This window comes from Brakhagea slesvicensis, from assembly GCF_052161625.1.
In the GTDB taxonomy this organism is placed as follows: Bacteria; Planctomycetota; Planctomycetia; order Pirellulales; family Pirellulaceae; genus JBKCUI01.
In genome coordinates this window covers 280029-304755 of sequence record NZ_CP197412.1, presented here as the reverse complement: position 1 = coordinate 304755, position 24727 = coordinate 280029, and the positions used below count along the sequence as shown (strand labels likewise).

The 24727-nt window shown below is 55.6% G+C and carries 19 protein-coding genes; 7 read left to right on the top strand and 12 right to left on the bottom strand.

Translation table 11 applies throughout. The annotated features are described in order from the left end of the window. Positions 1-49 precede the first annotated feature (49 nt). The 5 genes from SH467x_RS01115 to SH467x_RS01095 all read right to left on the bottom strand — a co-directional run bounded on the left by SH467x_RS01115 (position 50) and on the right by SH467x_RS01095 (position 4443). On the bottom strand, positions 50-1075 hold the full coding sequence (locus tag SH467x_RS01115) for a YheT family hydrolase (RefSeq protein ID WP_482369477.1): 1026 nt from the start codon (positions 1073-1075) through the stop codon (positions 50-52). Beyond that, positions 1072-1935 carry a type III pantothenate kinase gene (locus tag SH467x_RS01110; protein ID WP_482369476.1) on the bottom strand — a complete coding sequence of 288 codons (864 nt, stop codon included), beginning with the start codon at positions 1933-1935 and terminating at the stop codon, positions 1072-1074. Before SH467x_RS01110 ends, SH467x_RS01115 begins: the two co-directional genes overlap by 4 nt. Further along, positions 1932-2939: a GTPase ObgE gene (obgE, locus tag SH467x_RS01105; protein WP_482369475.1), complete on the bottom strand. Its 1008-nt coding sequence runs from the start codon at positions 2937-2939 to the stop codon at positions 1932-1934. Before obgE ends, SH467x_RS01110 begins: the two co-directional genes overlap by 4 nt. Positions 2940-3167: 228 nt before the next feature. Continuing rightward, positions 3168-3422, bottom strand: coding sequence for a 50S ribosomal protein L27 (rpmA, locus tag SH467x_RS01100; protein ID WP_146675559.1), 255 nt, complete (start codon positions 3420-3422; stop codon positions 3168-3170). Between the two features lie 70 nt (positions 3423-3492). Next, a complete protein-coding gene (locus SH467x_RS01095; RefSeq protein ID WP_482369474.1) occupies positions 3493-4443 on the bottom strand; it encodes a hypothetical protein in 951 nt (316 codons plus the stop codon). A gap of 204 nt (positions 4444-4647) precedes the next feature. Here SH467x_RS01095 and SH467x_RS01090 point away from each other — a divergent pair, with 204 nt between their 5' ends. Then, complete coding sequence (locus tag SH467x_RS01090) at positions 4648-5472, top strand: alpha/beta fold hydrolase (RefSeq protein ID WP_482369473.1); 825 nt, start codon at positions 4648-4650, stop codon at positions 5470-5472. Positions 5473-5476: 4 nt separating this feature from the next. On the opposite strand, the gene SH467x_RS01085 is transcribed toward SH467x_RS01090, so the two are convergent. Beyond that, positions 5477-6655 carry a cysteine desulfurase family protein gene (locus tag SH467x_RS01085; RefSeq protein ID WP_482369472.1) on the bottom strand — a complete coding sequence of 393 codons (1179 nt, stop codon included), beginning with the start codon at positions 6653-6655 and terminating at the stop codon, positions 5477-5479. Between the two features lie 244 nt (positions 6656-6899). On the opposite strand from SH467x_RS01085, the gene dnaB reads away from it, so the two are divergent. The 3 genes from dnaB (at position 6900) to fliG (ending at position 10103) form a co-directional block, all read left to right on the top strand. Further along, a complete protein-coding gene (dnaB, locus tag SH467x_RS01080; RefSeq protein WP_482369471.1) occupies positions 6900-8375 on the top strand; it encodes a replicative DNA helicase in 1476 nt (491 codons plus the stop codon). A 37-nt stretch (positions 8376-8412) separates the two neighbouring features. After that, complete coding sequence (locus SH467x_RS01075) at positions 8413-8928, top strand: 6-pyruvoyl trahydropterin synthase family protein (protein ID WP_482369470.1); 516 nt, start codon at positions 8413-8415, stop codon at positions 8926-8928. Between the two features lie 152 nt (positions 8929-9080). Further along, on the top strand, positions 9081-10103 hold the full coding sequence (gene fliG / locus SH467x_RS01070; RefSeq protein ID WP_482369469.1) for a flagellar motor switch protein FliG: 1023 nt from the start codon (positions 9081-9083) through the stop codon (positions 10101-10103). Here fliG and SH467x_RS01065 read toward each other — a convergent pair. From SH467x_RS01065 to SH467x_RS01055, 3 genes are all read right to left on the bottom strand, one after another. Further along, the gene (locus tag SH467x_RS01065; RefSeq protein WP_482369468.1) at positions 10100-10915 is read right to left on the bottom strand and encodes a segregation and condensation protein A; all 816 of its coding nucleotides are present in this window, start codon (positions 10913-10915) and stop codon (positions 10100-10102) included. The genes fliG and SH467x_RS01065 overlap by 4 nt on opposite strands. 29 nt (positions 10916-10944) lie before the next feature. Beyond that, positions 10945-12447 (bottom strand): BamA/TamA family outer membrane protein, encoded by a 1503-nt coding sequence (locus SH467x_RS01060; RefSeq protein ID WP_482369467.1) that lies wholly within the window; start codon positions 12445-12447, stop codon positions 10945-10947. A gap of 105 nt (positions 12448-12552) precedes the next feature. After that, positions 12553-13923 (bottom strand): BamA/OMP85 family outer membrane protein, encoded by a 1371-nt coding sequence (locus SH467x_RS01055; protein ID WP_482369466.1) that lies wholly within the window; start codon positions 13921-13923, stop codon positions 12553-12555. A 225-nt stretch (positions 13924-14148) separates the two neighbouring features. Here SH467x_RS01055 and SH467x_RS01050 point away from each other — a divergent pair, with 225 nt between their 5' ends. Continuing rightward, positions 14149-17520 carry a PVC-type heme-binding CxxCH protein gene (locus SH467x_RS01050; RefSeq protein ID WP_482369465.1) on the top strand — a complete coding sequence of 1124 codons (3372 nt, stop codon included), beginning with the start codon at positions 14149-14151 and terminating at the stop codon, positions 17518-17520. Positions 17521-17790: 270 nt separating this feature from the next. Here SH467x_RS01050 and SH467x_RS01045 read toward each other — a convergent pair whose 3' ends face one another. Then, positions 17791-18573 carry a tetratricopeptide repeat protein gene (locus SH467x_RS01045; protein WP_482369464.1) on the bottom strand — a complete coding sequence of 261 codons (783 nt, stop codon included), beginning with the start codon at positions 18571-18573 and terminating at the stop codon, positions 17791-17793. Between the two features lie 152 nt (positions 18574-18725). Here SH467x_RS01045 and SH467x_RS01040 point away from each other — a divergent pair, with 152 nt between their 5' ends. Beyond that, positions 18726-20090, top strand: coding sequence for a dihydroorotase (locus SH467x_RS01040; RefSeq protein WP_482369463.1), 1365 nt, complete (start codon positions 18726-18728; stop codon positions 20088-20090). 7 nt (positions 20091-20097) lie between these two features. Here SH467x_RS01040 and argF read toward each other — a convergent pair whose 3' ends face one another. Both argF and argB read right to left on the bottom strand, forming a co-directional pair. Then, positions 20098-21024, bottom strand: a complete 927-nt coding sequence (argF, locus tag SH467x_RS01035; protein ID WP_482369462.1) for an ornithine carbamoyltransferase — start codon at positions 21022-21024, stop codon at positions 20098-20100. Positions 21025-21030: 6 nt separating this feature from the next. After that, on the bottom strand, positions 21031-21900 hold the full coding sequence (gene argB, locus SH467x_RS01030) for an acetylglutamate kinase (protein ID WP_482371327.1): 870 nt from the start codon (positions 21898-21900) through the stop codon (positions 21031-21033). Between the two features lie 521 nt (positions 21901-22421). Here argB and SH467x_RS01025 point away from each other — a divergent pair. After that, the gene (locus SH467x_RS01025; protein ID WP_482369461.1) at positions 22422-24704 is read left to right on the top strand and encodes a hypothetical protein; all 2283 of its coding nucleotides are present in this window, start codon (positions 22422-22424) and stop codon (positions 24702-24704) included. The last annotated feature ends 23 nt before the right edge of the window (positions 24705-24727 follow it).

The window sequence follows — 24727 nt, the reverse complement described above, 5'->3', positions numbered from 1 at the left end:
TAGGTCTGTCCAGGGGGGACTGGTCTACGAGTGCCTTCGAAAAATAAGATCAGTTCGATGCCGAGGATTGCGCATCGGTCGCAAGCTCGTGGGCGATCCATCCATCGGCCCAGCGTTCGAGGCGCGAAGGGGTTCCTGGTTTGCGATTTCGATGGAGATAGCCAACGTGCCCTCCCCGACGTGTTACACGCACGGTGGTCGAAGGAGACCAAGGGGCATCGTGGAATATTTTGTAGGGAACGATCGGATCGTGCGCATCGAGCAGCACCGTCGTCCGAGTTCGGATTTGACTCAACTCCGGTTTGGTTGAGCCGGCTGCATAATAAGCGTCCGCGTTTGCGAACCCTGCCAGGGGGGCGGTGACGGTCTCATCGAAACGTCGGATCGAACCAAAATCGGCTCCTCGAAAGCGAGCTTCCCACTCTGGCCAACGCGCTGCGCGGACCTTGCTCTGCACTTGGAGTGATCGCAGGAAGTATTTGGCATAGATGCGATTCACTCCGGTCTCCATGTGTTTGCAGCAGGCAGCCAAGTCGATGGGGGGAGCCACCGCAATCGCTTTGGCAATCTTGAGGCAGGAGCCCTTCGGATCTTGCAACTCCGAAGCATGGTCGATCAACATTCGTAACAAAAGGTTTCCCCCGAGGGAAACGCCGACCCCTCGCCACTCGGCGATCGCGAGCCGTTCCGAAAGCTGCTGAATCCCCGACCATAAGAGTCCAGCGCACGCGCCGTGAGGAGGTAGAGGGGTGTACTCGAACGAATCCCCTGCTCCTGGCAAATCGAATCGGAAGACACGAAACCCGAGTTGGAGGAGTTGGTCGGCTAGATGCGTCATATAGGTCCCGCGATGCGATGACCCGAGACCGTGAAAAAGGAATACGGCTTCTTCGCGAGGAGCAGCTGCTGAGATCGGTGCGTTCTCGTAGGCCAGCAGCTCCCCCCAAGGGGCGATCGATAGGCGATGGACGATCGGTGCATCCAGCCTTGCTTTCGGTTTGTAAAAGCCGGTGAGCAGCGTCTGCAGATGGCCGCTTCTCAAAAACCAAGGAGGTCGGAAGTCTTCTGGGTTCATGGCGTACGCCCTGTTGCGATGCGATGCAGAGCGCGGAGTACCAGATGCTCTTGATAAGCGACAGGCGGTTCAACATAGGGAACCAGTAGATTGCCATCTCCGCCAGTGATCATCACGATCGCATCCTGCCATTCGGATTGGGAACGATAGGCTTGAACCAAGTGGCTTGCACCTCCCACCAAAGAAGCATGCACTCCAGCCGCGATGGCTTCCAGTGTGTTGCGACCTGGTAATTTCGGGGACTTGGTAACCAAGTGATTGCTAATCCATGGCAATTGGTCTGTCCCGGCTGCTAGGAACTGGAGGGAAAGGCCAAGACCTGGAAGAATCGCCCCACCACGGAAGACACCGTTCCTCGAAACCGCATCGACGGTTAATGCCGTCCCCGCTTGAGCCACGATGACGCTTCGATTCGAGACGTTATTGAAATCATCCCCCCGATTGGCGCGCGTCCACCCTTCCCATGAAGACAGAATACGATCGATTCCCGTTCGTTCCGGATGTTCGACGTCGAGCTCCATGGGCACATCGCGATACGTGATGACACGCAGCTCAGCGGATGGGCAAACGGTCATCGCAGCATCGCGGAGTAACGTAAACGCGCCTTGATGTACCGAAGAGATATACCAAGTCGACTCGCACGGTGCATCGATGTGTTCTGCCAACCATCGAAACGCAGACAAGTCGGTGGAATCGCACCAAAGTTGGTTGAGGCCGGATTGCTGTTGCGGAGTCGACTTGTGGCGCGTGTTCAAGTTCGCTGGCCAGGAGAGTCGAACCACTTTTGAAAGATCCCAATCGCCACCGTCGGAACATCGCAGTGCGCGAACCCCGCTGTTACCGATGTCGACGAGAATCATTTTGCGAGGAGCTTCTGACTAGCGAGAAGGTCCGCAACCCGCGACACGAGGATATTGAGGCCGCTTCCAGTCACGGCGCTGACGAGCAATACATCATCCCGACCCGTCGTCTCCTTGAGCTTGGCCTGCACTTCGTCCGAACCGGGCAACTCCGACTTGGTAACCACAATGATTTCAGGACGAGCGGCTAACTCTTCGCTGTATTCCTCGAGCTCCTTGCGGATGGCCAAGTAGTTCTCGATAGGGTCGGTTTGGTCCATGGGCATCGGTTCGACGAGATGGACCAAAATCCCTGCTCGCATGATGTGCCGAAGGAAATCGTGACCGAGTCCGTGTCCTTGAGCAGCGCCTTCGATCAAGCCTGGGATATCGGCCATGACAAAGGTTCGTTCGATGTCGACGGAAACCATTCCCAAATTCGGGAATTTGGTCGTAAACGGGTAGTCGGCAATCTCTGGTCTGGCTCGGGAGAGGCGGCTGAGCATGGTGCTCTTTCCGGCGTTTGGTTTGCCGATCAAGCCAACGTCGGCAATCGATTTGAGCTCCAGAATGATCCGTCGCACCTCACCCTGCCCGCCGTCCGTCGTTTCGCGAGGAGCTTGATTGGTGGAGGATTTGAAGTGGGTATTTCCCCAACCGCCGCGGCCCCCTCGGGCGGCGATGATTTCGTCTCCGTCGTTGACCAAATCGCGAATGATGATCCCCGATTCCTTATCGATAATCACCGTTCCTGGTGGTACGGCGAGGATCAGATCTTGGCCATTGCGGCCATGGCAATTGGCACCGAGGCCCGGGGCACCGTGCTCGGCGCGCCAATGGCGTTGGTGTGCGAATTCCACGAGCGAGTTGACGCCGGAGCGTGCGCGGATGACGACGCTTCCACCGTCCCCTCCATCCCCTCCGTAAGGGCCTCCGCGAGGGACGTGTTTCTCGCGTCGGAATGCCATGCAGCCGTTGCCTCCTCGGCCTGCGATCACCTCGACTTCGACTCGATCCACAAACATGGATTTCAACCTTAACAAGAATTGCCTGGGAGAGTCCCCTAAAACGAAATACGACGAGCGGAATGCTCGTCGTATGGCAGTGATTGTTCCAACGCGACGCTGCTCCGTCGACGCCCAGCTCCGAACCTTCAGCAACCCGCCCATGGGGCTTACCGCAGGGCTCGTTCGGTCCACCTCAAGGCGGGTGGCTGGAAACGAGCGAGCAAGATGAGATCGACGCAGAAAAAACTAGGAAGCGACAGCGGGCTGGACGTTGATGCGGCGTCCTTCTTGGTCGAAGTAAACATTTCCTTCGATCAAGGAGAAAATCGTGAAGTCATTGCCCATGCTCACATTGCGGCCTGGGTGCCACTTCGTACCTACCTGGCGGATCAAGATGTTGCCTGGGAACACCTTCTCTCCACCGAACTTTTTCACTCCACGTCGTTGGGCGTTTGAGTCGCGACCGTTGCGAGTGGAGCCCTGACCTTTTTTGTGTGCCATCGATCTACCTAATCTACAATCAAAAAAAAGTGTGCCGACAACGCATTCCATGTTGCGCGGGGTGGGGATTTTAGCGGTAGATCCACTGGTAATCAAGCCGTTCTTCGAGATTGAACTGCTTCAAGTGGTACTCGAGTCGGGCAGGGTCTTCGAATGCCGGAATTCCTAGGCGAATCAAATCCTTGTACTCTTCGATTCCATCTCCCGCTCGCCAGTGATAAATGCGAAGCGTCTTCCGCTCAAATCGCATCTCTCCGCTGGAATCCGTCCTCATTTTGAAGGCATTCGACAAGCCTCGCACATCGACTGCAAAAAAGTCAACGCGAGGGTCAATGTCGGTCCAGATTGCCACTCCCCACACGGCGTCGTCCGGAGAATCGGATTGCTGGATGTCCTGCTGAGCCATCTGGATGTGATCCAGGAGTGGTTTTCCAACACGCTCTTTGGTTTCAATCGCTGCTTTGGCCGTCGGCAGAATTTGGGCATCCATCGCGAAATTCCGCTCCTTGCTCACCAATGTGAAGCGAGGCAAAAAGCGTACGGCCTGTGATTTGACGATCGTTGGGGTACTGGGGATCTCGCTGCTCTCCTCCATCTCTGCCTGCAAATCGCGACCTGGATATCGAACGGAGTAGACCATATACCAAGCCACTTTGCGTTCCATCACGCCATTCAAGCCGGGTACGTCGACAAGGATCACCCGAACCGGTTTGAAAGAAAACTCCAGATACCAAACGTCGTGACGAAAGGTAATGTTTCGCGATTTCTCCAGCAGGGTTTCGGCGGATGATGCGAAGAAGGGCTTGTTCTCAGGAAATTCGGGGGCTGTCCAAGCCAGCTCGGGGTGCTTTTCGACGAAATCCAGGTCGAATTTTCCCGCGATCGTGTCGGTGGCGTTCTCATCCGGCGGAACAACCGTCATTACCCCATCTGCCAGCTTCCGGGGAGGAAGCGGTTTCGGGACGGAAGCGAGCACTTCCTGAGCGGAGGCGGTTTCTTGCATCCAGGCGGTTGCGACCATCGCCACTAATAAAAAGCAACGAAAAACCATCGATTTCACGCTTGATCGAGTCCTGGACGGATGGGGAAAAGTTTGCGCAGCGGCGAGCGACCGCGTCTCGAAGCCGAGAAGACTACTGGGAGTATAATCCGGGGGAATGGACATCGGAAAAGAAAACTCATTTCCGACCACTTTTTTGAGGGGCGACCCCAGGAACCGCATGCGATGAAACACGACGAATGGTTGGACATTTCTGCCTCTCCAGGACCGAGCCGACGACTTCGAGTTCGGATCGCGGGCGAGGGCAAACCACTCCTTCTCCTGCATGGTTACCCGCTGGATAGTCAGATGTGGGGCCCTCTCATCGAACGCCTCCAAAACCAATTTCTGTGCATCGCTCCCGATCTGCGGGGATTCGGGGAATCCGGTGAAGAGCGATTCAGTTTCGAACTAGAGGATTTGGCCAAAGACTCGCAATCTATCGTGCATCGCATCGCTCCGGGGGTCGCACCCATCCTTTGCGGCCTTTCGATGGGGGGATACATCGCGATGCGCTACATGGCGATATTCGGCGACCAAGTCGATCGTGTCGTGCTAACCAACACGCGAGGCAATGCGGACGACGCAGAGGCTCAGAAAAATCGGCGAGTTACAGCGACCAATGCCCTTCGTGAGGGGACAGAACCAACCGTTGCCCCGATGCTGCAAAAACTGCTTTCGGCTCGCAGTGCTTCCACGCGACCCGATCTGGTGGAGCAGGTTCGGAAAATGATGTTCTCGACCCGACCTTCCACGGTCGCTTGGGCATTGCAGGCGATGGCCAATCGCCCGGATTCGATGGAAGAATTCTCTCGCTGGAAATGCCCCGTGCTGTGCATCGCCGGGCAAGAGGACTCGATCACACCTCCCGAGGCATTGCAAAGCATCGCATCGCGGATTGCAGGGGCTAAATGCAGTATCGATCCCCACAGCGCGCACCTGACGCCATTGGAATCACCGGAATGGTTTGCCGAGCAATTGGTAGCGTTTAGTTCCGGCGAGGAAACTTGATCGACTACGCCCCAAACCTCCATTTCGCTACGGACTGTTTCCGCTGCGAAGCGACAACATCGATGAGAACTTCGATCGTACGGTCGATTTCTGTTTCGGTATTCGCAGTCGAGACACTGAAACGGATACCCCCTTTGATAATCTGTTCTGGGAGGTGCATGGCTTGGAGAACATGCGAAGGTTGACTCGATCCGCTTGCGCACGCCGAGCCGGTGCTGCATGCGATTCCCTTGAGATCGAGCGCCACCTGCAGGGCTTGCCTGTCTACCCCTGGAAACGAAACGCTTAAGGTGTGGGGCAAACGCGCGGCATCGCGACCAACCACGATGGAGTCTTCGATTGCTTGAACGATTCCCGTTTCCAGTCGATCTCGAAGCTTGCCTAGTTTCCCTGCACGATCTTCTACATCGATCGCCTCTTCCACGGTCGCCGCAAACGCATCGCACAAGATGGGGGCTTCGGTGCCGGGACGGAGGCCCAGTTGCTGAAATCCACCGAACAATTGCGGCGCGACTTGGATTCCATGCCGCAGGATCAAGCCTCCAATTCCTACAGGGCCATGGATTTTGTGAGCTGTGACCGTCATGGCGTCGGCCTCCCAAGATTGGAAGCAGACCGGGACCTTGCCAAGCATTTGCACGGCATCGCAATGAAATAGAACCCGATACTCCTTGCAAAGTGAAGCAATGTCTCCGATGGGTTGGAGGACGCCCGTTTCGTTGTTGGCGGCCATGACCGATACCAAAGCTACTGGCGAGTGGGAATCGGGCGTCAGCATCCTGCGGAGCGCCTCCAAATCGACGATGCCTTCCTTCGTCACAGGGATCGTTTCGGTGCTCCGGCCGAGTTGACGCAATCGATCCGCTGCGCCGAGGACACTGGGGTGCTCGATCGCGGAGACGAGAATACGACCGGGGTGAAGCTCGCTCAATCCGAACAAAGCAAGATTATTGGCTTCCGTTCCTCCGCTGGTGAAGAGGAGTTGGTCTGCTCCCATCCCAGCCGTCCGAGCCCCGAGGCCGGCCAGAATTCGATCGCGAGCCGCTTCGACAATCGCTCGGGCTCGCCGCCCGGCCGCATGCTGACTGCTGGGATTGGCGATCCTCTCCAGAGACAGGACGCGCATCCGCTCCGCGATGGCAGGGGCTAAAAAGCTGGTCGCGTTGTTGTCCAGATAGATCATGCCGGCACAAGTGTTCGGAGGGTGAGCTACCGTATTAGAAGGGTTAGCATCTGGTTCGATCGCGATCGGTTAGCTCGCGATTGGGTGGTTTGCAACACGGGAGGGGATTCCAGTCGCTTCATTTAGGTATTGTCCTGTCGCTCCCCTACTAAATCTAGTTCACCTTCGCGATTCTACCCCGTTTCGCTAGAATGCCAGCCTTTCACTTTCGGCAACGACGGACTGTTCCCACTTTCGCAAGCATATGAAGATGACATCGCCGCAAAAAAGGAACCGCAACGATGGCGGCAAAGGTGGTCCTCCCCAGGATCAGCCCCACATCCTAGATCGGTCGCCTCCCTTCGATTTGGCTGCCGAAATGGGGGTCTTGGGGAGTTTGATCCTCAATCCAGACTTGACCAATGACCTGACCTTGGTCCTGCGGGCCGACGATTTCTATGACGATGCGAATCGGAAGCTGTATTCCGCGATGATCGCTCTGTTCGAAGCCGGACGGAAGATGGATGTGACGCTGCTTGTCAATGAACTGAAAGCAGCCGGGGACTTTGAGCTTGTTGGTGGCGCAGCGTATCTCGCCAAGCTGGCGAACAGCGTTCCCAACGCGGCCCACGCGATGTACTATGCCGAGATCGTCCGCACCAAGGCGACGCTGCGCCGATTGATCGACGCATCGACTTCCATTCTCAAAGATGCGTACGACGAAACCTTTGACGCGAAAGAGCTGGTATCGCAGGCGGAACAGCGAATCTTTCAAATCCAAGACGAGCGCAACGCCAACTCTGCTGCACCGGTAAGCGAAGTATTGCGAACGGCCATGAACCGGATCGATATGCGGATGCAGGGGCATCAGCTGAACACGGGGGTTATGACCCATTTCACCGACTTCGATCAGATGACCGGCGGTCTTCACGATGGGGAACTCATCATTCTGGCAGCTCGCCCCGCCATGGGTAAGACGGCGTTTGCCATGAACATCGCAGAGCAAGTCGCGATGAAGGACAATGCACCGACCCTTTTTGTCAGTTTGGAAATGGCGGCGGTCGAGTTAGTCGATCGTTTGCTCTGTTCGGTTGCCAAAGTGAATGGTTCGCGACTGCGGGTCGGTACGATTTCGCAAGACGATCAAAAGAGACTTATTTCGAGCGCGGCCAAGATCGCCACGTCCCCTCTTTATATCGACGATGCTCCGAGCCGAACGGTCAGCGAGATCGCGGCCGTCGCGCGGCGGATCACCCAACAAGAGCTGCGCAAATCCGGCGGTCGCAAGCTGGGGCTTATCGTCATCGACTACCTGCAGCTCATCGAGCCGGACAATCCCAAGGATCCGCGGCAAGAACAGGTTGCGAAAATCGCGCGACGTCTCAAGATGTTAGCCCGGGAGCAACATGTCCCCATCCTTTGTTTGTCGCAGCTCAATCGTCAATCGGAGGAGAGCAAGGATCACAAACCGAAGCTAAGCCATCTGCGGGAGTCGGGGGCGATCGAGCAAGACGCGGACGTTGTCATGTTCGTCCACCGCGAAGGATACTACCATCGCGGTGAAGATGCCGAGCAATATGCCGGCCAAGCCGAAATCATTATCGCCAAGCAACGGAACGGGCCGGTGGGCGATGTCGAGTTAATCTGGGAGAAGGACTTTACTCGGTTCCTTAATAAAGCACCGGAGCGGCATGAGGAGTTCAATAGCTACAGCGACTTCTCGACTCCTGGAGGCTACTGAGTCCTTACGATTTTCCCACGGTCCACCCGAAAGCAGAATGATGAACATTGGTCACGACGGAACCTTTCGAGTCCTATTGCAGAAGGAACAATTGGTCTTTTCTTCAGCGCACTTCATTACATTTGCCGGCGATATTTGCGAATGTCTGCACGGCCACAACTATGGATTGCGTGGCGAGGTTCAGGGAAAGCTCGACGAAAACCGTTACGTCATCGACTTCATCGCATTCCGAGATACGCTTGCCAAAATCGTCAAGCGATTGGATCACCACATGCTGTTGCCGACGCGTCACGCCATGATCTCTGTCCAAGAGGAAGGGGACGAGATCGTGGTTCGTTTTCGGGCCAAGCGGTGGGTCTTTCCTGCTGAAGATTGCATTCTTCTCCCAATCGTGAACACCACGGCCGAAGAAATCGCGGAATGGATTGGTCGGGAACTATTGTCCGAGTTGTATGTGAAGATTGGGGATCGCCTCGACTGGTTGGAGATCGGTGTGGACGAGAACAATGGGCAGTGGGGGTACTGTCGATTGCCATGGTCACGCGTTTCTTAACGGATTTGAGTTCGCCGACATAAACTGTGCAGGTTGCAATGTTATTGGCCGAATCGAGACGTTAGGCCGACCTTTCTTGAATTCAGGATGGCGACGAAGGGTCGATGGTTCGCAAAGCGTTTGCGTTCCACCTTCCACGCATCTTGAGCACCATGCTAAAGTCCTCACCTGTGCAACTCGCTGAAGAGGGTATTCAAAAAGCCGCCGTTCTCCTCATGGCACTCGAGGAAGACGATGCGGCCATGCTGTTGTCCAAGATGCCATCCAGGTATGTGGAGGCCGTCTCGCTCGCGATTGCACAAATCGACGATATCCCGGGCCAGGTACAAGAAGAGGTCATCTCCGAGTTTTTCGGTGGGGCTCCGAGTTCGTTGATTCATGCGTGTGGTGGATTGGAGCGCGCGAAAACGCTGGTGAGGAAGGCGTTCGGCAAAGATGCTGCCGATATGCTCGCGGTGCTGCAGCAAACGATCGAATCCCTCCCCTTTGCATTTCTGCAAAAGGCGGATCCGCAAAACATTCTCACCTTTATCATGGACGAGCACCCGCAAACGATCGCCGTCGTGATCTGCCACGTCCCCGCGGCAACCGGTGCTGGAATTCTCAACGGACTGCCCCAACAGAAGCAACTGGCCGTTATTCGACGCATCGCTCAAATGGGGCAGACGAGCCCGGAAGCGATCGCGGACATCGAGCGAGCCCTTGAGTTTCGAATGTCCATGGTCATGAATCAGTCGTTCCAGAAAGCGGGTGGTGTACCGGCGGTTGCCGAAATCCTCAACGTCACGGATCGAGCGACCGAACGCATGGTCTTGGAGAATCTCTCGAAGGACAGTCCAGAGTTGGTGGAAGAGATCCGACGGTTGATGTTCGTCTTCGAAGACATTCAAAAACTGGCGGACAAGGATATTCAGACCTTGCTCAAGAATGTCGAGACCAACCAATGGGCGATGGCACTCAAGGGAGCGAGCCCGCAACTTCAAGAGAAGGTCATGAAGAACATGTCGCAGAGAGCGGCAGAAATCCTCAAAGAAGAAATCGGATTCCTCGGTCGCGTCAAACTCAGCGATGTCGAATCGGTCCAGCAAAAGATTGTCGATATCGTCCGCGGACTTGAGGAAGCAGGACAACTGCAGCGACCGGGTAGCGATGGTGAAGAGGAGTTTGTCGCCTAACGGGGCATGACGGGCATGTTGGAATTCGCGACCGCTTCGGCCTCCAAATTGTCGACCGCGGCGACTTGAAGAACCTCCTCAAAGCTTGGCCCGGCGACCAACATCAACGGGGTGTCCGCGTCCCGTTGCTGCGCCAAAAGCCCATGGTGACGAGTCAACTCGAGCGTAGCCAGGAACATTGCGACCAACCCGCTCTTGTGCATGCCGAGATCGAACAAATTTTGGAGTTCTACCTCGCCATGATCGCGGACCAATCCGTGAATCCGCTCCATGTAAACGTGAATCGGTGTGTTGTCGTAGGTAAGCTTGTGCTCCGGGGCTTTCTGTTTCGCTTTGAGGATTCGCCCGAACGCGCTGACTAAATCCCAGACCTCGACCTTCGCGATCGGGACATCGGCTGCATCCAAGCGCCGGGGTGGTAGATCGTTCGCGAGCCGGGGGAACCGCAGCTGCCATTGGCGACTTTGTTCGTCGAGAAGACTGGCTACGTCCCGAAACCGCTTGTACTGCACGAGGCGGTCGACCAGGTTTTCGACTCCATCGCCTGGCTCCTGCATGGACAGAATTTGTGGCGTCTCTTCTTCGTCGTGTGGCAAGACCACTTTTGCCTTCATCTCGATCAATTGGCTGGTGATGTCGATGAACTCACCGACCTCATCCAGATCGAGTTCCTGCAGGATCGAAACATAATCGAGGTACTGCGAGGTAATTCGGGATAGCGAGATCTCCTCCAGCGGGAGCTCTTCCCGCCGGATGAGATAGAGGAGCAAATCGATCGGTCCGTGGTAGGCTGGCAAGTCGATTCCGAACACCGTGCTATGTCTCCGGTCCTTTGCAAGCGTTACCGAGTCAGGCCCATCGAGAACGAAAAGACTTGTCGAGAATCCGAGTCGGCATAAGCCACCGGTACTGCGAAATCGAACGCGAGGGGCGCGGGTCCCAAGGCAGGAACGGCCACTCGGAATCCAACCCCAGGTGCAACCCGGAAGTTATCCCAATCCAATTCGATGTCTTGTTCAATCGTTCCGTAATCAACAAACGTCACCATGCGCAGCATGTCGTCGGCCGTGATGGGGAACATGTATTCGAAGGATCCCAAGAATTGAAAACGACCCCCGAGCTGCACACCTTGCTCAACAGGTCCTGCCCCTCGGAAATCAAAGCCGCGAAGTGTGGAGTACCCCCCTGCGAAGAAGTTTTCGAAGACTGGGGTGTCGGATCCGGAAAAGCCTAAGCGAACGGCGGATGTAAACGTATGACGTCCGGTTCGATCCGGGCGTTCTCGGACCAGAAAGTACTTGCTCCAGTTCAATTGCCCTCGCGGGAAGTCGAATTCACCGAAGTTCTGATCGTAAATCATTTCAAATAAATGCCCTTCCGTCGGCAAGAATGGGCTATCGCGGGTGCTGTGCGTCAGACGTACTCGTCCCGTGTACAAGTCATTGCTCCCGAGGACACGATTGAGTGCAGGAACCGTGTTGACCGCTGGATCGAAGATCTTCACGTCTTGTCCTGTCAGCTCCGTCGTGAGCGAGAGGTCGGGCGAGATTTCATAACCGAGACCGACGCGGCCCCCCAATCGCTGCTCCGACCAATCCTCGAAGAATCGAGTGAAGTAGAATCCCCCCACCGAAAGGCTAAAGGGAGAATAGCCGAATAGATTCGGTTCTGTCCAGTTCACGGTGTATCGTTGCACGTTGTTGCCGGGCATCAGCTCTACGCGAAAGTTTTGACCCGCGCCGCGGAAGGCACCATTGAAGAATCCCGTGCGGGAGTTGGGCCAAGCTCGAATGTCAAAGTTGCGTTCTTCGAGAACGATTTGGGCAGCAACCCCTAAGTCACTGTTTACCGATCCTCCGAGGGAGAATCGACCGGTTTGCCCCTCTTGGACATAAACGTCCACAGGTACATCACGAATAGAAGGGTTGTAACCAAAGGGAGCTCCTTGAAGAAAAGTAGTATTGGGTTCGAGTTGCCAAGGCTGATTCAGCGGAGGAAGAGGCTGATTCATCGGTCCCGGCGTGGCGAGAGGCTGATTGAACCGATTGTTATCAGCGGGGACAAAACCGGTCTGCGGAGCGTAGGATTGTTGAGGAATGGGGGCTGGATAAGCGGCCGTGGTTTGAACCGGTGCCACCACTCCATTGGGAAGCGTTGTATAAGGAGAGCCAACGGGTGCACCTGGATTCGAATTGAAGCCAGGGGGTGCACCGTAGTTCCCTGTTGCAGGGACCGGATAGCTACCGTAGCCAGGGGTGGGGGATTGAGCGAGGACGGTCGTAGCACTATGGATTCCGACGATGCTGGCAATCGACCATCGCAACAGTCGCTGCCAGGATGGCATTTTTGCGGATCGAGATGAATGATTTTGAAGCATGGTTAACGCTATGGAGTGCGGTCCGGTAATTCGTCGAAAGGGGATGGCAATCAGTGCTTGTGCAAGCGGTGCTTATTTGTCTAGGTCAACATCTTCTGGTGGCTCCACCTTGATCGTCGGCACGATGCCCTGCGAAGGATCGTTATTGAAGATCGAAGAGAATCGGAGGCGACGCGTGGCATCCTCGACACCTTTGCTGTTGATGATGCTGCCTGGACGAACGTTCGCGAGTGGATGCAGAACGACACGTTCTTTCGTGTAGTCTCCTTCGATATGCACTCGCACATCGCTGATGCGATAGATATCTCCTTCACCCACGTTGTAGATGATGTCCACTTCGTTGTTAGGCTGGTAGACGAGCTCGCCAACGATATCGCAAAAGTAATGTCCTTGGGTGCCATAGAGATCACGAATGAATCGCTCATCGGCTGCTTTGTTGTCCAGCTGAAATGGCTCCCCTTGCTTGGCCTGCATGTAGGGCATCAGTTCTTCGGGCTGGTAACGCTTCGTACCGCTGATGGCAACCGAGCGGATCTTATACCGGACACCTTCATAAATGACGAATGTAAGATCGACCCATTTACCGCTGCTGTCGTATTCCTTTCGCACATCGACACGGGCATCGAAGTAGCCGAGACGGCGGTAGTACGCGGTCAACGTTTGGCGGTCGTTTTCGATTTTCAGATCGGAGGCGCGGTTGAACATCCATTGGGTCAAACCACCCCGAGCATCCTTCGAGGAGATCTTGGCTTTGAGAAGCTCGCTGCTGAAGTCCTTGTTTCCTGCGCAGCCGATGGAATTGAATCGTTCGATTGGCCCTTCGTTGATCAAGAACTCGACGTCCCGCTCGCCCGGCAGCAAACCGGATACAACCTGGATGTCGACTTGGTTCATCCCTTTGTCTTGGTAGTATTCGATGAGATTGGTGCGTGCCGAATTGATCGCAATCGGGTCCAGCGGTTCTCCTTTGGCGATCCCCGCATGCTTGATCAATGCGGTGTCTTCCACGCTCTGATTGCCGGTGAAGAGGACGGACTTGATGATCGGGCGTTCTTGGACGATGAGCTTCATGTGAACGCCCCCTGCTTCCTCGGTGAAGTAGGGTTCGATTCGCTTGAACAATCCGGTTCGATAAAGGGCGGCGATGTCGCGTTGAAAGGTTTCCGTGTCGAACACCCGGTCCTGCCTCGATTGCATGACGGCCAGGATCGCGTTCTCCGATACCGATTTGTTCCCCTCGATTTTGACCGACAGAATCACGGATCCATTTTTAGCTTCTCGAGCGCGCGGCCCTCCTGATTCGAACACCCTGTCTTCAAATTTGGGCTCGCTGAAAGCTGGAGCGGGATCGTTGCCAGGCCCCCCTCCCATTTGTGCATAGGTGTTGCTTATCAATGCGATGGACAGCGAAGCGGTGGCTGCGGTTTGGATAAGTAGCTTCATGACATTCTCCCTGAATGGCGCTCGGGTGGGGAATACTTCTGTTGGTGAATACAGAATCTCGGGGGGAGGATGCAAGGTGCAGACGAGCTGACTTTAAGCATTCTTCGAATTTTGGTTACAATTAGGACCCGCAGACGAGCGGAAAGTGCGGAAACACCTTCGCCAATTTTCCAAGTCTGCTTAATTGCCTCTCCCTCTCCATCTCTCCCAGTCAAACTCTCTGCAATGACAGCAAATATTCGATTCTGTGCCTATTTCCTCGCAGGTATTGTCTCATCGGCACACGCAGCAGATCGCTTCGTACCCGCTGAGCCCTCGACTCCCACGCCTGAGTTCGGGCTTACGATTCGTTCGACCCCCCACCGCACACCGGTCGAGGAGCGGGCTGGGTTTCATGTCCCCGAGGGGTTCGCTGTCGATTTGATCGCTTCCGAGCCCGAGATTGCGAAACCTCTGAATTTGGCCTTTGATGCGAAGGGTAGACTCTGGGTCACCCAGACGAGGCATTACCCATTCCCGGTCAAGGAGGGGGAGCCAGCCACCGATTCGATTGTCGTTTTGGAGGATTCGGATCGGGATGGAGACTTTGAGACCAAGCGGTTATTCGCATCGGATCTCAATATTCCGATTGGGATATTGCCTGTCGACGATGGAGTGATTGTTTTCTCCATCCCGAACCTATGGCATCTGCGCGACACCGATGGTGATGGCGTATGCGATCAACGGAAAGTCCTTTATGGGCCATTCGACACGAGCCGCGATACGCATGGGATGGTGAACTCTCTCCGCGATGGAGGGGACGGCTGGATCTACGCATGCCACGGATTCAACAACCAATCCAATGTGGCCGGTCGCGACGGCCACCGTGTATCGATGCAATCCGGAAATATCTTTCGGTTCCGCCCGGATGGAAGCCGTATCGAGCTTTATAGCCAGGGGCAAGTCAATCCATTCGGCATGACTCAGGACCGGTTCGGGAATTGGTTCAGCGCCGATTGCCATAGCAAACCCATCACACAGCTTCTCCAGGGCGGCTGCAATCCTAGCTTCGGTCGCCCCGATGACGGGCTCGGTTTTGTTCCATCGATGATGGATCACTTGCATGGCAGCACGGCCATCGCGGGCTTGGCGCACACCAAGGACTCCAAGTTCCCCATCGAAATGACCGACCAATTCTTGAGCGGCAACGTCATGACCTGCCGGATCAATCGAAACCAGATTAGCTACCAGGGCGCGACGGCCCGTGCGACAGAATTGCCCGATTTACTGACGAGCGATGACTCCTGGTTTCGTCCTGTCGACCTCGTATTCGGTCCCGATGGTCACTTATACATCGCCGACTTCTACAACAAAGTCATCGGTCACTACGAAGTCCCTTTGGACCACCCCGACCGCGATCGAAACAGCGGTCGCATATGGCGTGTGAGATGGACCGGTGCGATCCCAGATGCACGGGCTGTCTCGCAGTCACACCCAGGCGGATCATCCAAGACGCGATGGAGTGACTTGGGTAGGCTCGAGCTTACGAAGACGACCGACGCCATGCGATGGCTCGCATCGGTGCAACAGCTATCGAGCCAGGATGCCAGCGTGGAAGGCCTCCGAGCGTTGCTCCAATCCGCCGTGCAGCTGAGCCAGTTGCCGGACCCGATCCTGCAACAGACGCATGCAATCGCCCTTCGCCGCGTGATCATCGCCTTAGCCGATTCCGACCCCGCCGCCGTGGAGTCTCTATTCGCAGAACAAAGCCGAATATCGCAAGGGCTCCAGGCACCGATCCAGCGGGCGTTGATGCGAGTTCTACCCGCTTGCCGAACAACGCGATGCACCGGTTGGGCAATCGATCTTCTGGAACGCGGGATCGCTAACGACAAAGAGAGATCGAACGAAGACGAGCAATCGATTCGGCTGACAGTCGATCCATTGGCAGATGTCGTCGACGATTCAAACATGGATCGGTATTTGGGAGTGCTCCGGCACATGGAATCCTCTTCCAAACCACACGCGTTCGCAGAGCGTCTCGTTGGGATCGGAGCAAGGCAGCAGCAGTCGCGTGGCAACCTTTCTCGCAAACTTATTGAGGCAGGCCATGTCGCTATGGAGGAGCTCGCCCAAGAGCTGAATCGTACGCATGCATCGGCGAGCCGAACCGCACCCATTCGAGAATGGGTAGCCTTGTCGAAAGACAAAGACGACCGGAGGACTTGGGGCGTCGAGGTACGTCAAGTCAAAGTTATGTCCCCGGCGGGGGGGGAAACACTCGAATCCTTACCCCTTTTTAGCAGTTTTGTTTTGGGTGAAAGCTATGTGGGGAGTTGGGCCACAGAACCTTTCACGCCAGGAGGACCGATCGAGTTTTGCTTGGCAGGTCATAATGGATTGCCCTCTAAGCCCGATTTGCAGAAGAATTATGTTCGGTTGTTAGCGAGGGAACCTGCGACCAATACTTATCAAGAAGTTGCAAGAGCCTATCCGCCACGCAGCGACGTCGCCACCGCTGTTCGTTGGGGGACGGAATTGTTCGAAGGGAAGTCGGTGGTTCTAGAAGTCGTCGACGGAGACAATGGGGGTAGCTATGCGTGGATCGCGATCGGGAATTTCTCGGATCCTACTCTTCAACTCCGGAACGACCAAAGCGAACTGAAAGTGCTGCGAACCATGTTCAACCTATTCGGTGTTCCCGCCGAATCGATGGCCGTGTCGCAATTCATTGCATCCGAAGGGCTCTCCGAGTACGCGCGGTTTGTCATCCTTCGCCCCATGCTTCTGCAATCCTCCCCAATCGAGGCGGAGTTGACCGATCTCGCTGCGGAGTCACAGTGCTGGGACATCGTCCACCGAATTGCCATTCCGAAGTCGCCACAGGATGCCGCAGCCGTGCGGCAATGGGCGTCGGATTGGGAGGAACAAGCCGTGGTCCTGTTGAAGCGGATGAGCGCGAGCGGTCAAACACGTCTCGTGCGTCGGCTCTCACGCTATCGAGACGCAGCTGTGCGATTCACGACTTGGACGAAGCAAGGAGCGTTATCGGTGGATGCCTTGGGCACGTTGCCCGAAAGCTGGTGGGGAGGGTTGCGCGAAGAGGAGCAAGAGGGGTTAGCGTCGTTCCGCGCGTCGCTCGCCGCACGCGTGGACAAAAGCAAGCTGATCGAATCAAAACTGGCTGAGATTCGCGACGAAGTTCCAAATCGGGAAGTTGGAATGCGCGTCTTCATGGACAAGTGCTCGCAATGCCACAAACTAGGGACACTTGGGAACGTGGTCGGCCCGCAATTGGAAGGAATTGGGAATCGCGGTTTGGAGCGACTTTGCGAAGACATTCTTTGGCCCGATCGGAATGTCGACGAGGCTTTCCGCGTGACCCTTCTGCAAATGGAGGATGGCGTTACCCACACCGGTCTTATCACGGACCGAAACGACGAAACCATCACCCTCGTCGATCCGTTAGGAAAGAAGTTGGCGATACCCGCGTCGGAAGTGGAACAAGAAAAGCGGAGCGAGCTTTCGCTCATGCCGAGTAACATGGAGCAAACCATGACAACCCAAGAGTTGGCGTCTCTTTTGAGTTTCCTACAAACGGCAGCTGGGAAGCAGTGAACGATCGATCCGTCTAGAAACGAAAAAGCCCCAAAGCACCTAACTGGTCACGCCCGAAATCCAGTTAAGCACAATGGGGCAAGGTTGTGTCAGCGTCAGACAGGTCACGCCCGAGTCCCGTCTGCAACTGACATCGGTATATTAGGCGACAGTACTCAAAAAGAAAATCGGGGTTGTTAAAATTTTTGAAATTTTTCGTGATCGATTGTTCGGTTGAAATACGGTTAGCCCTAAAGGTCTCCCAAATAGCCGCCCCCAAATCGGGCGGGGTTACTTTCCAGCTTTATCCACTTCGCTGGTTTTGGGCTGTTCGAGCGATCGCAGGTGTACTTTGGCGACGTCGTACATGTAGCCGGGGTAATCGACGGCGACGCATTTTCGGAGATGTTTCATCGCTTCGGTGGTGTCTTCCTTGGCGTCGAAGTAGAGACCGAGATAGAGATGTCCATAGAACTGGACTGACTTGCCCCCCTTTTCCGTCACTTTCACCACTTCGTCCGGGGAGATTTTGCCGGCGATCATTTGTTGAACCTGCATAAGCGGCTCGCGGCGATCTAGTCCGGAAAGGAGGATTTCTCGGCTGGCTCGCTCGACATCCGAGAGTTTCGCGGCACACAGAAAGTGCCAAAAGGCGTTTTCGACGTCATTGGGGTTAACGGTTCGGTGGACTTCAAATTGTTCTTTGCCTTCGCGATAGCGTTTTGCGTAGTACAGGGAGATTCCGCGTTGCCAAAGGTAGGGCTTCGATTCGGGGTGGAGCTCGATCACTTTGTCGAAATCGGCGAGTGAAAGATCGATCTTGCCAGTACGAAAGTAGAGGGAGCCTCTGGCCAGGTAAAGTTGTTCGTCGACGGGTGATTTGCGAACGGCCGAATTCAGCTCGTCGAGCAGTTCGTTGGTTGCTCCTGACTGGATCGCCTTCTCGATCCGATTGCTCCAGTCTTGTGCAAGATGTCGATATTTTGGAGGGGACTGGGTCAAGGTAAGGGCCATGGTTCCGAGAACGATGGCACCGAACACAACCAACCCACCGAGCATTGGCCGATCGGCCATAGTATCCGCTTGAACTCGCAAGGTGATTCTCCTGGCTTGAAAAGTCATCGCAACGCGAGAGACAGACCCTCCCGCGAAGCGGACCTTGATTGTACAGTTTTCAAAAGTGTCGCGTCGAGTTCTCTCCTACAAATATCCATTGCGGAGATCCCATGGTCCGTAGGCAACTTATCCGTTCGGCAAAGGTCGTATTTCCAACCGGAGTTGCCGAAGCCAATGTCCTGATAGAAGACGGGAAGATCGCCAGCGTCGATGCTCCCCCGACAACCTCAGCAGATCACATCATCGATGCGGAGGGGCTGGTTCTGTTTCCTGGGTTGATCGATGATCAAGTTCACTTTCGGGAACCGGGGCTGACGCACAAAGAGGATTTGCAGACTGCGAGCCAAGCTTGCGTGGCGGGCGGGGTCACTTCGTTTCTGGAAATGCCCAATACCAAGCCAGCTGCGACGACCCGAGATTCGATCGAAGCGAAGTACGCAATTGCGGCTACGAAGTCGATCGCAAACTACGGCTTCTACATTGGTGCAACCAGTGACAATGCCGATGAGTTGAAGAAGGCGACCGGTGTGCCAGGCATCAAGATCTTCATCGGGTCCAGTACTGGAGATTTGCTTGTCGATGACCAAGACGCATTGGAGCGTATTTTCGCGGAGACGACGCTACCGATTTGCGCTCACTGCGAAGACGAAAGCACCGTACGCGCGAATGCGGAACGTTTAAAAGGGACCGACCGCGTTAGCGATCACTCGTTGATTCGCGACCACCAAGCCGCCCTGATCGCGACCCGCCGAGCGCTGGATCTTGCCTATCGCCATCGCCATCGTTTTCACGTCCTGCATGTGAGCACGGCTGCGGAATTGGAGTGCATCCGAGATCACCGCCAACTCATCACCGCGGAATTGTGCCCTCACCATTGGGAGTTTTGCGTCGAGGATTATGAGCGACTGGGTAGCTTGATTCAGATGAATCCCTCGATCAAGAACCGAGACGACACGGTGGCTCTTTGGCAGGCTCTTCGAGATGGGGTGTTGCAAGTGGTCGCCACCGATCACGCTCCCCATACGCTTGAGGAAAAGCAGAAGCCCTATCCCGCTTCCCCTAGTGGATTGCCGGCCGTTGAGAACTACTTCTCGCTTTTGCTAGACCGCTCCTCGCGAGGCCTGTGCACGTGGGAGGAAATCGCGCGCTGGACCAGCGATGCGCCCGCGAGAGTTTGGGGGATACTCGGCAAGGGGCGGATCGAGGTCGGGTACGATGCCGATTTGGTATTGGTCGATCCGAATCTTGCGAAGACCATACGCAACGAAGAGCAGTTCACGAAGAGCAAATGGAGTCCTTGGGCGGGAAGAACGTTGCGCGGGTGGCCCGTGAAAACTTGGGTTGGCGGCGAACTTGCATTTGATGCGGGTCGGGTTGTCCGAACCGATCCAGCCCGAAGGCTCGCGTTCGATCCGGGGTTGGGTGGCTACTGGAAAACACCCGATGGCGTTGGCCCCAATCGTCCTAAACAATAGCCTGCACCTAAGCGATCATCCCGTTCATGCGGGCGAGCCACACGAGCAGTCCTTTTTGGACGTGCATTCGGTTTCCGGCTTGGGGAAAGACAAGACTGCTTTCGGAGTCGATCACGTCGTCGGAGATTTCTTGTCCTCGGCGAGCCGGGAGGCAGTGCAAGACCTTGCAGTGGGCGGGTGCTTTCGACATCAGTGTTTTATTGATTTGGTAGGGACGGAAGGCGGCATTGCGCACTGCGGCCTCCGCTTCTTGTCCCATGCTCGTCCAGACATCGGTGTAGAGAAAATCTGCGTCACGGACGTAATGGTCGATATCGGTTCCTTGTTCAAAGTCCAACCATCCAGCGTGTTCCTTCACTTTCTCGACGTAGGAAGAATGGATGTGATACTCTTTGGGCCCGACGAGGCGAAAGCGAATGCGGCCCATCGAGCAAACGTTCAATAGCGACCGAGCGACATTATTGCCATCGCCCACGAAGGTGATTTGTTTCCCTTCGATGTCGGGAATCGTCTCGCGCAGGGTCATATAGTCCGCCAACGCCTGGCATGGGTGCGCTTGGTCTGTAAGTCCGTTGATGACGGGGAGCACGTTGTGGCTTGCTAGTTCCTCGACGGTCGATTGGGAGATCGCGCGGCAAACGATGAAGTCACAATACTCTGCAAGCACCCGAACGAAATCGGCGATCGACTCCCTTTCTCGCCATCCCACATCGCTGGTGAGATAGAGAGCGGTACCGCCGAGCTGCGCCATTCCGGCTTCAAAGCTGACGCGGGTCCGCAAGCTCGCCTTCTCGAAGATCATCGCCAACGTGCGGTTCTTCAAATGTTCGACTCGGTCGCCCGTTCGAAGTTGTTGTTTGAGTTCGCCCGCCAGCGCGATGATTTGGTGGAATTCGTCGAGAGTGAGATCGAAGAGTGATCGAATATGCTTCATGATCAACTACGTTGGGGAAATGCGCGTAGCAGGGGATTGGCGACTCTGAACGATTTCCGTTCCAACGCCAGCGGTGGTGTAGATTTCTAAAAGTAGGGAATGACGCAGTTGCCCATCGATGATGTGCACTTTGCCTACGCCTCGTTGCAGCGTCGAGATACATGCCTCGACCTTCGGGATCATTCCCCCGGCGATGACACCGTCGGCGATCAATTGCTTCGCCTCGGCCGCGGTCAAGGAATGGAGAACGCTCTCGGGATCGTCTTTCACCCGCCGCACGCCGTTGACGTCACTGATGAATATCAGCTTCTCTGCACCCAGTGCTTCGGCAACAGCCATCGCGGCGGTGTCCGCGTTGACGTTGTATTTTTGGCCCTGATCGTCGATGCACATCGACGGAATCACGGGAATTTGCTCGGTATAAGTCAACGCTTCGATGGTCTGCCGATCGACGCGCGTCACATGGCCAACGTAACCCAAATCGGTCGGTTCGGAACCCGGTTCCTCCAAAAGTAGCTTCTCGCCAAATAGGACATTCGTGGTGCGAAAGTTCAAATTCATCGCACGTCCTCCGAGCCGCTCTATCTCCGCCGTCAACTGCTCGTTCAACTCATAAGCCAGCGTTTGTTCGACAATCTCCAGCGTCTTGGCATCCGTATAGCGCCGACCTTGGATCCAGACCGGCTCGATCGATGCCTTTTCCATGGCTTTGTTGATCGAAGGGCCGCCTCCGTGGACTACCACCGGACGCATCCCGACCGACTCCATGAATATGATGTCGAGCAAGGTATGACGCATGGCATCGTCATTTCCCATGAGGGATCCACCCAGCTTGATCACCGTCGTTTTGCCGCGGAATCTTCGGATCCACCCCATCGCTTCGATCAAGGTGTCCGCTTTCGCAATTGCTTCGTGAGGTGCTTTCACTTCCGGTTCCTAGTCATGAACAATCACTTCTCCCGAACTGCAGGACGGGAGATCCACAAACATTCAGTCGGAAAATCAAGATCGCCGATTCGAACAAAATCCGGATCGGCGACACGTTCTTTTTCTTTTTATATTTCGAACTGATTGCTTCCCGCGCGACAACTGCGAATCTCTGCCGCTGCCATCGTGGGTGCCAAACCCCAGATCGCTGGAGTTGAACGGCGGAAAACCCAGCATTTTAGGCCCCCTCGACGCCCATTGTCAATCGGGGGCAAGCAGGTCGCGTTTCCGATCTCCCTAGCCTGATCCTGCCGGCCACTCGGACGGAGCAAGCGTTGGTGGGGGAAAAATGTCCAGCTTTTTTCTTCGATTGTTGAACGGATCGCCCCACCAATCGTCACTATTGAAGTCAGCGGCCCATCTTTCCCAACCTTTGTATGAACCCGGCGCCCTCAGAATGAGCTGAACTGATGCGACTGACCCTTCGAACTCTACTTGCTTATCGCGACGGAGTCCTGGATCCGAAAGATAGCCAGGTTTTGGAGAGTAAATTGCGGGAAAGCCCAACGGCTCGCCACATCTCCCAACGGATCGACCAAAGTCTACGCAATCCGAAGTTGGCCCCGATCCCTATCGACGCCAAGGAAACTGGTTTCGACGCCAATCAGATTGCAGAGTATCTGGACGATACCCTACCGACCGATGAGATTCCGGACTTGGAGCGGCGATGTTTGGAAAACAACGCGCTGCTGAGTGAAGTAGGAAGTTGCCACTCCATCTTGGCCAAGGCGTTGACGCGCACGGTCGAAATTCCGGACGAGCTGCGCGAACGCATCCATCTCTTGCCGACCCAACCCGATGCTTCTCCCGGGCGATTGCGGATCGAACGAGTGGATTTTGGAACGAATCCAATCCGTGTCGATTCGGGCGCGACTGGGAATACCAATGCGACCAGCAGATCAAGGGTGGAGATGATCTCCCCTGCTACGATGCGAACGGCTCCTGCGGATTCGCGAGGTTCCGGGATCGAACTCAGCGAAGGGCTCGGGCACCAAGTACCGGAGTATCTTCTCGGGAGCGATCGCAGTTGGATGCGGAATGCTTTTGCCGTCACCGCCTTGCTCGCAGGGCTGGCTATCGTCGGCATCTTGGCGCTGGGCCCGACCGACCGACTTGCTCAGATGTTGAGGCCTTCTACTGCATCATCATCCCAATCCGAAACCACCCCAATCTCCATCGATCCGGCTCCTATCGCGACTGCCTCGCCGGAAGAATCTCTGAAGAACTCCAACCCACCGCCGACCGAATCCAACGCCCAAGCTGGCAACCCCACTGGCAACCCCACTGGCAATCAAGCTGTCGTAGATCCGACGGACCAGTTTCCAACCGGTACCAGGGAATCCCCATCGGTCGATCCGAAGACCGATCCAAAGATCGATATCGCATCGGTCGAGAAGGAATCGACAGATGGCAAGGAAGATTCCATCCCCCTTCGCACCGATGAGGGAGCGAGCAATCCCCTGAGGGAAGCGGTTCAATGGCTGCCGGCGTCGGCCGAGTCATCGGAATCGATCGTGCTGGTCCGAACTCCGTCAGAAGAGTCGCACGAGTGGATCGTCGCCAAAGGGGGAATGCAGTCCTCTGGAGGAACTTGGGTCATTCCAACCGCGCAGCGGACCGAGTTTAGGTTGCCTGGTGGAATCGTCGCCATGGTCTGCGGAGAGACCGAATTGCGAGACGCCTCGTCCACCGATCCAAGTGGAAAGGTCGAGAACTCCCGAGTCGGTGCTTATGTTCCATATGGCCGGCTAATCCTTTTCCCGGCCCCGGGACATACCACGTTGGAAATCGCGACGACGATCGGTGTTCTCAAGATTGAATTCGCAGACAAAGATTCCAGCTGCGCTTTGGAGATTCGCCACGCGTGGGCGGGGTGGGTTCCCCCCGCCTCGTTGCCTCGAGAAGTCCCCGCTGCCTATGCAACGGGTCTTGCAGATTCCCTTCAAACCCAATGTGTGATCGAGCTGATCGGCTTGCAAGGATCATTTCAGGGGTCGTTGCAATCCTTGAACGTCTCCACAACTGAAAATCCGACGAGGGTGGAGGTCGGAGATCGACTTGTTTTGTTCCCCTCCAAACCCGCTATCGTTGGCCCTCTGGATGTGACCCCAGATTGGTTGCGATCCAGTGTGGAACGTCCCATCGATCAACACGCAGCTCGAGATATCTCCAAAGGATTGGCGGCTGGGGACGGTTCACCGCTGGAGTTGCTTCGACAGTTGACCACTCACAGGAAGGGGGAAACCGCATCGATGGCGACGCGGCTCCTCGCCCAACTCGGGGACTTCTCCGCTCTTTCCGGTCCGAACGGTTTGTTGATGAGGAAAGGAGTTTTTGTCCATTCCTCCGCTTGGTTAAATAAAATGGCATGCTTCGCTCATTCAAAAGAAAGAATCTTCAGTTTGGTAGAGAGTTTTGTTCAGGGGGAACCAGAGCGAGCGGAGACGTTGCTGCGGCTGCTCATCCCCTATAGCAACGCACAGTTGGCGGACGGGGGAGATCGGTATCTGGTAGAAGGCCTCGCCAGCGGGCTTCTCGACGAACGAGTCCTCGCCATCGCCCAGCTCTCGGACCTGACGGGTAAGACATTTAGTTACCATCCCGAGAAGAGCTCAGCGGATTCCATGCAGCAGTGGCGCAAGCTTCTCAGCAAGTCGGAAATTCGCCGGCTGGAATCGAAGGATGGACCTTAGGAACGGGACCAATCCCTAATCAA

Coding starts and splice junctions, on each gene's coding strand:
- SH467x_RS01115 (WP_482369477.1), bottom strand. CDS start 1,075: ATGAACCCAGAAGACTTCCGACCTCCTTGGTTTTTGAGAAGCGGCCAT.
- SH467x_RS01110 (WP_482369476.1), bottom strand. CDS start 1,935: ATGATTCTCGTCGACATCGGTAACAGCGGGGTTCGCGCACTGCGATGT.
- obgE (WP_482369475.1), bottom strand. CDS start 2,939: ATGTTTGTGGATCGAGTCGAAGTCGAGGTGATCGCAGGCCGAGGAGGC.
- rpmA (WP_146675559.1), bottom strand. CDS start 3,422: ATGGCACACAAAAAAGGTCAGGGCTCCACTCGCAACGGTCGCGACTCA.
- SH467x_RS01095 (WP_482369474.1), bottom strand. CDS start 4,443: ATGGTCGCAACCGCCTGGATGCAAGAAACCGCCTCCGCTCAGGAAGTG.
- SH467x_RS01090 (WP_482369473.1), top strand. CDS start 4,648: ATGAAACACGACGAATGGTTGGACATTTCTGCCTCTCCAGGACCGAGC.
- SH467x_RS01085 (WP_482369472.1), bottom strand. CDS start 6,655: ATGATCTATCTGGACAACAACGCGACCAGCTTTTTAGCCCCTGCCATC.
- dnaB (WP_482369471.1), top strand. CDS start 6,900: ATGAAGATGACATCGCCGCAAAAAAGGAACCGCAACGATGGCGGCAAA.
- SH467x_RS01075 (WP_482369470.1), top strand. CDS start 8,413: ATGATGAACATTGGTCACGACGGAACCTTTCGAGTCCTATTGCAGAAG.
- fliG (WP_482369469.1), top strand. CDS start 9,081: ATGCTAAAGTCCTCACCTGTGCAACTCGCTGAAGAGGGTATTCAAAAA.
- SH467x_RS01060 (WP_482369467.1), bottom strand. CDS start 12,447: ATGCCATCCTGGCAGCGACTGTTGCGATGGTCGATTGCCAGCATCGTC.
- SH467x_RS01055 (WP_482369466.1), bottom strand. CDS start 13,923: ATGAAGCTACTTATCCAAACCGCAGCCACCGCTTCGCTGTCCATCGCA.
- SH467x_RS01050 (WP_482369465.1), top strand. CDS start 14,149: ATGACAGCAAATATTCGATTCTGTGCCTATTTCCTCGCAGGTATTGTC.
- SH467x_RS01045 (WP_482369464.1), bottom strand. CDS start 18,573: ATGGCCGATCGGCCAATGCTCGGTGGGTTGGTTGTGTTCGGTGCCATC.
- SH467x_RS01040 (WP_482369463.1), top strand. CDS start 18,726: ATGGTCCGTAGGCAACTTATCCGTTCGGCAAAGGTCGTATTTCCAACC.
- argF (WP_482369462.1), bottom strand. CDS start 21,024: ATGAAGCATATTCGATCACTCTTCGATCTCACTCTCGACGAATTCCAC.
- argB (WP_482371327.1), bottom strand. CDS start 21,900: ATGGGGTGGATCCGAAGATTCCGCGGCAAAACGACGGTGATCAAGCTG.
- SH467x_RS01025 (WP_482369461.1), top strand. CDS start 22,422: ATGCGACTGACCCTTCGAACTCTACTTGCTTATCGCGACGGAGTCCTG.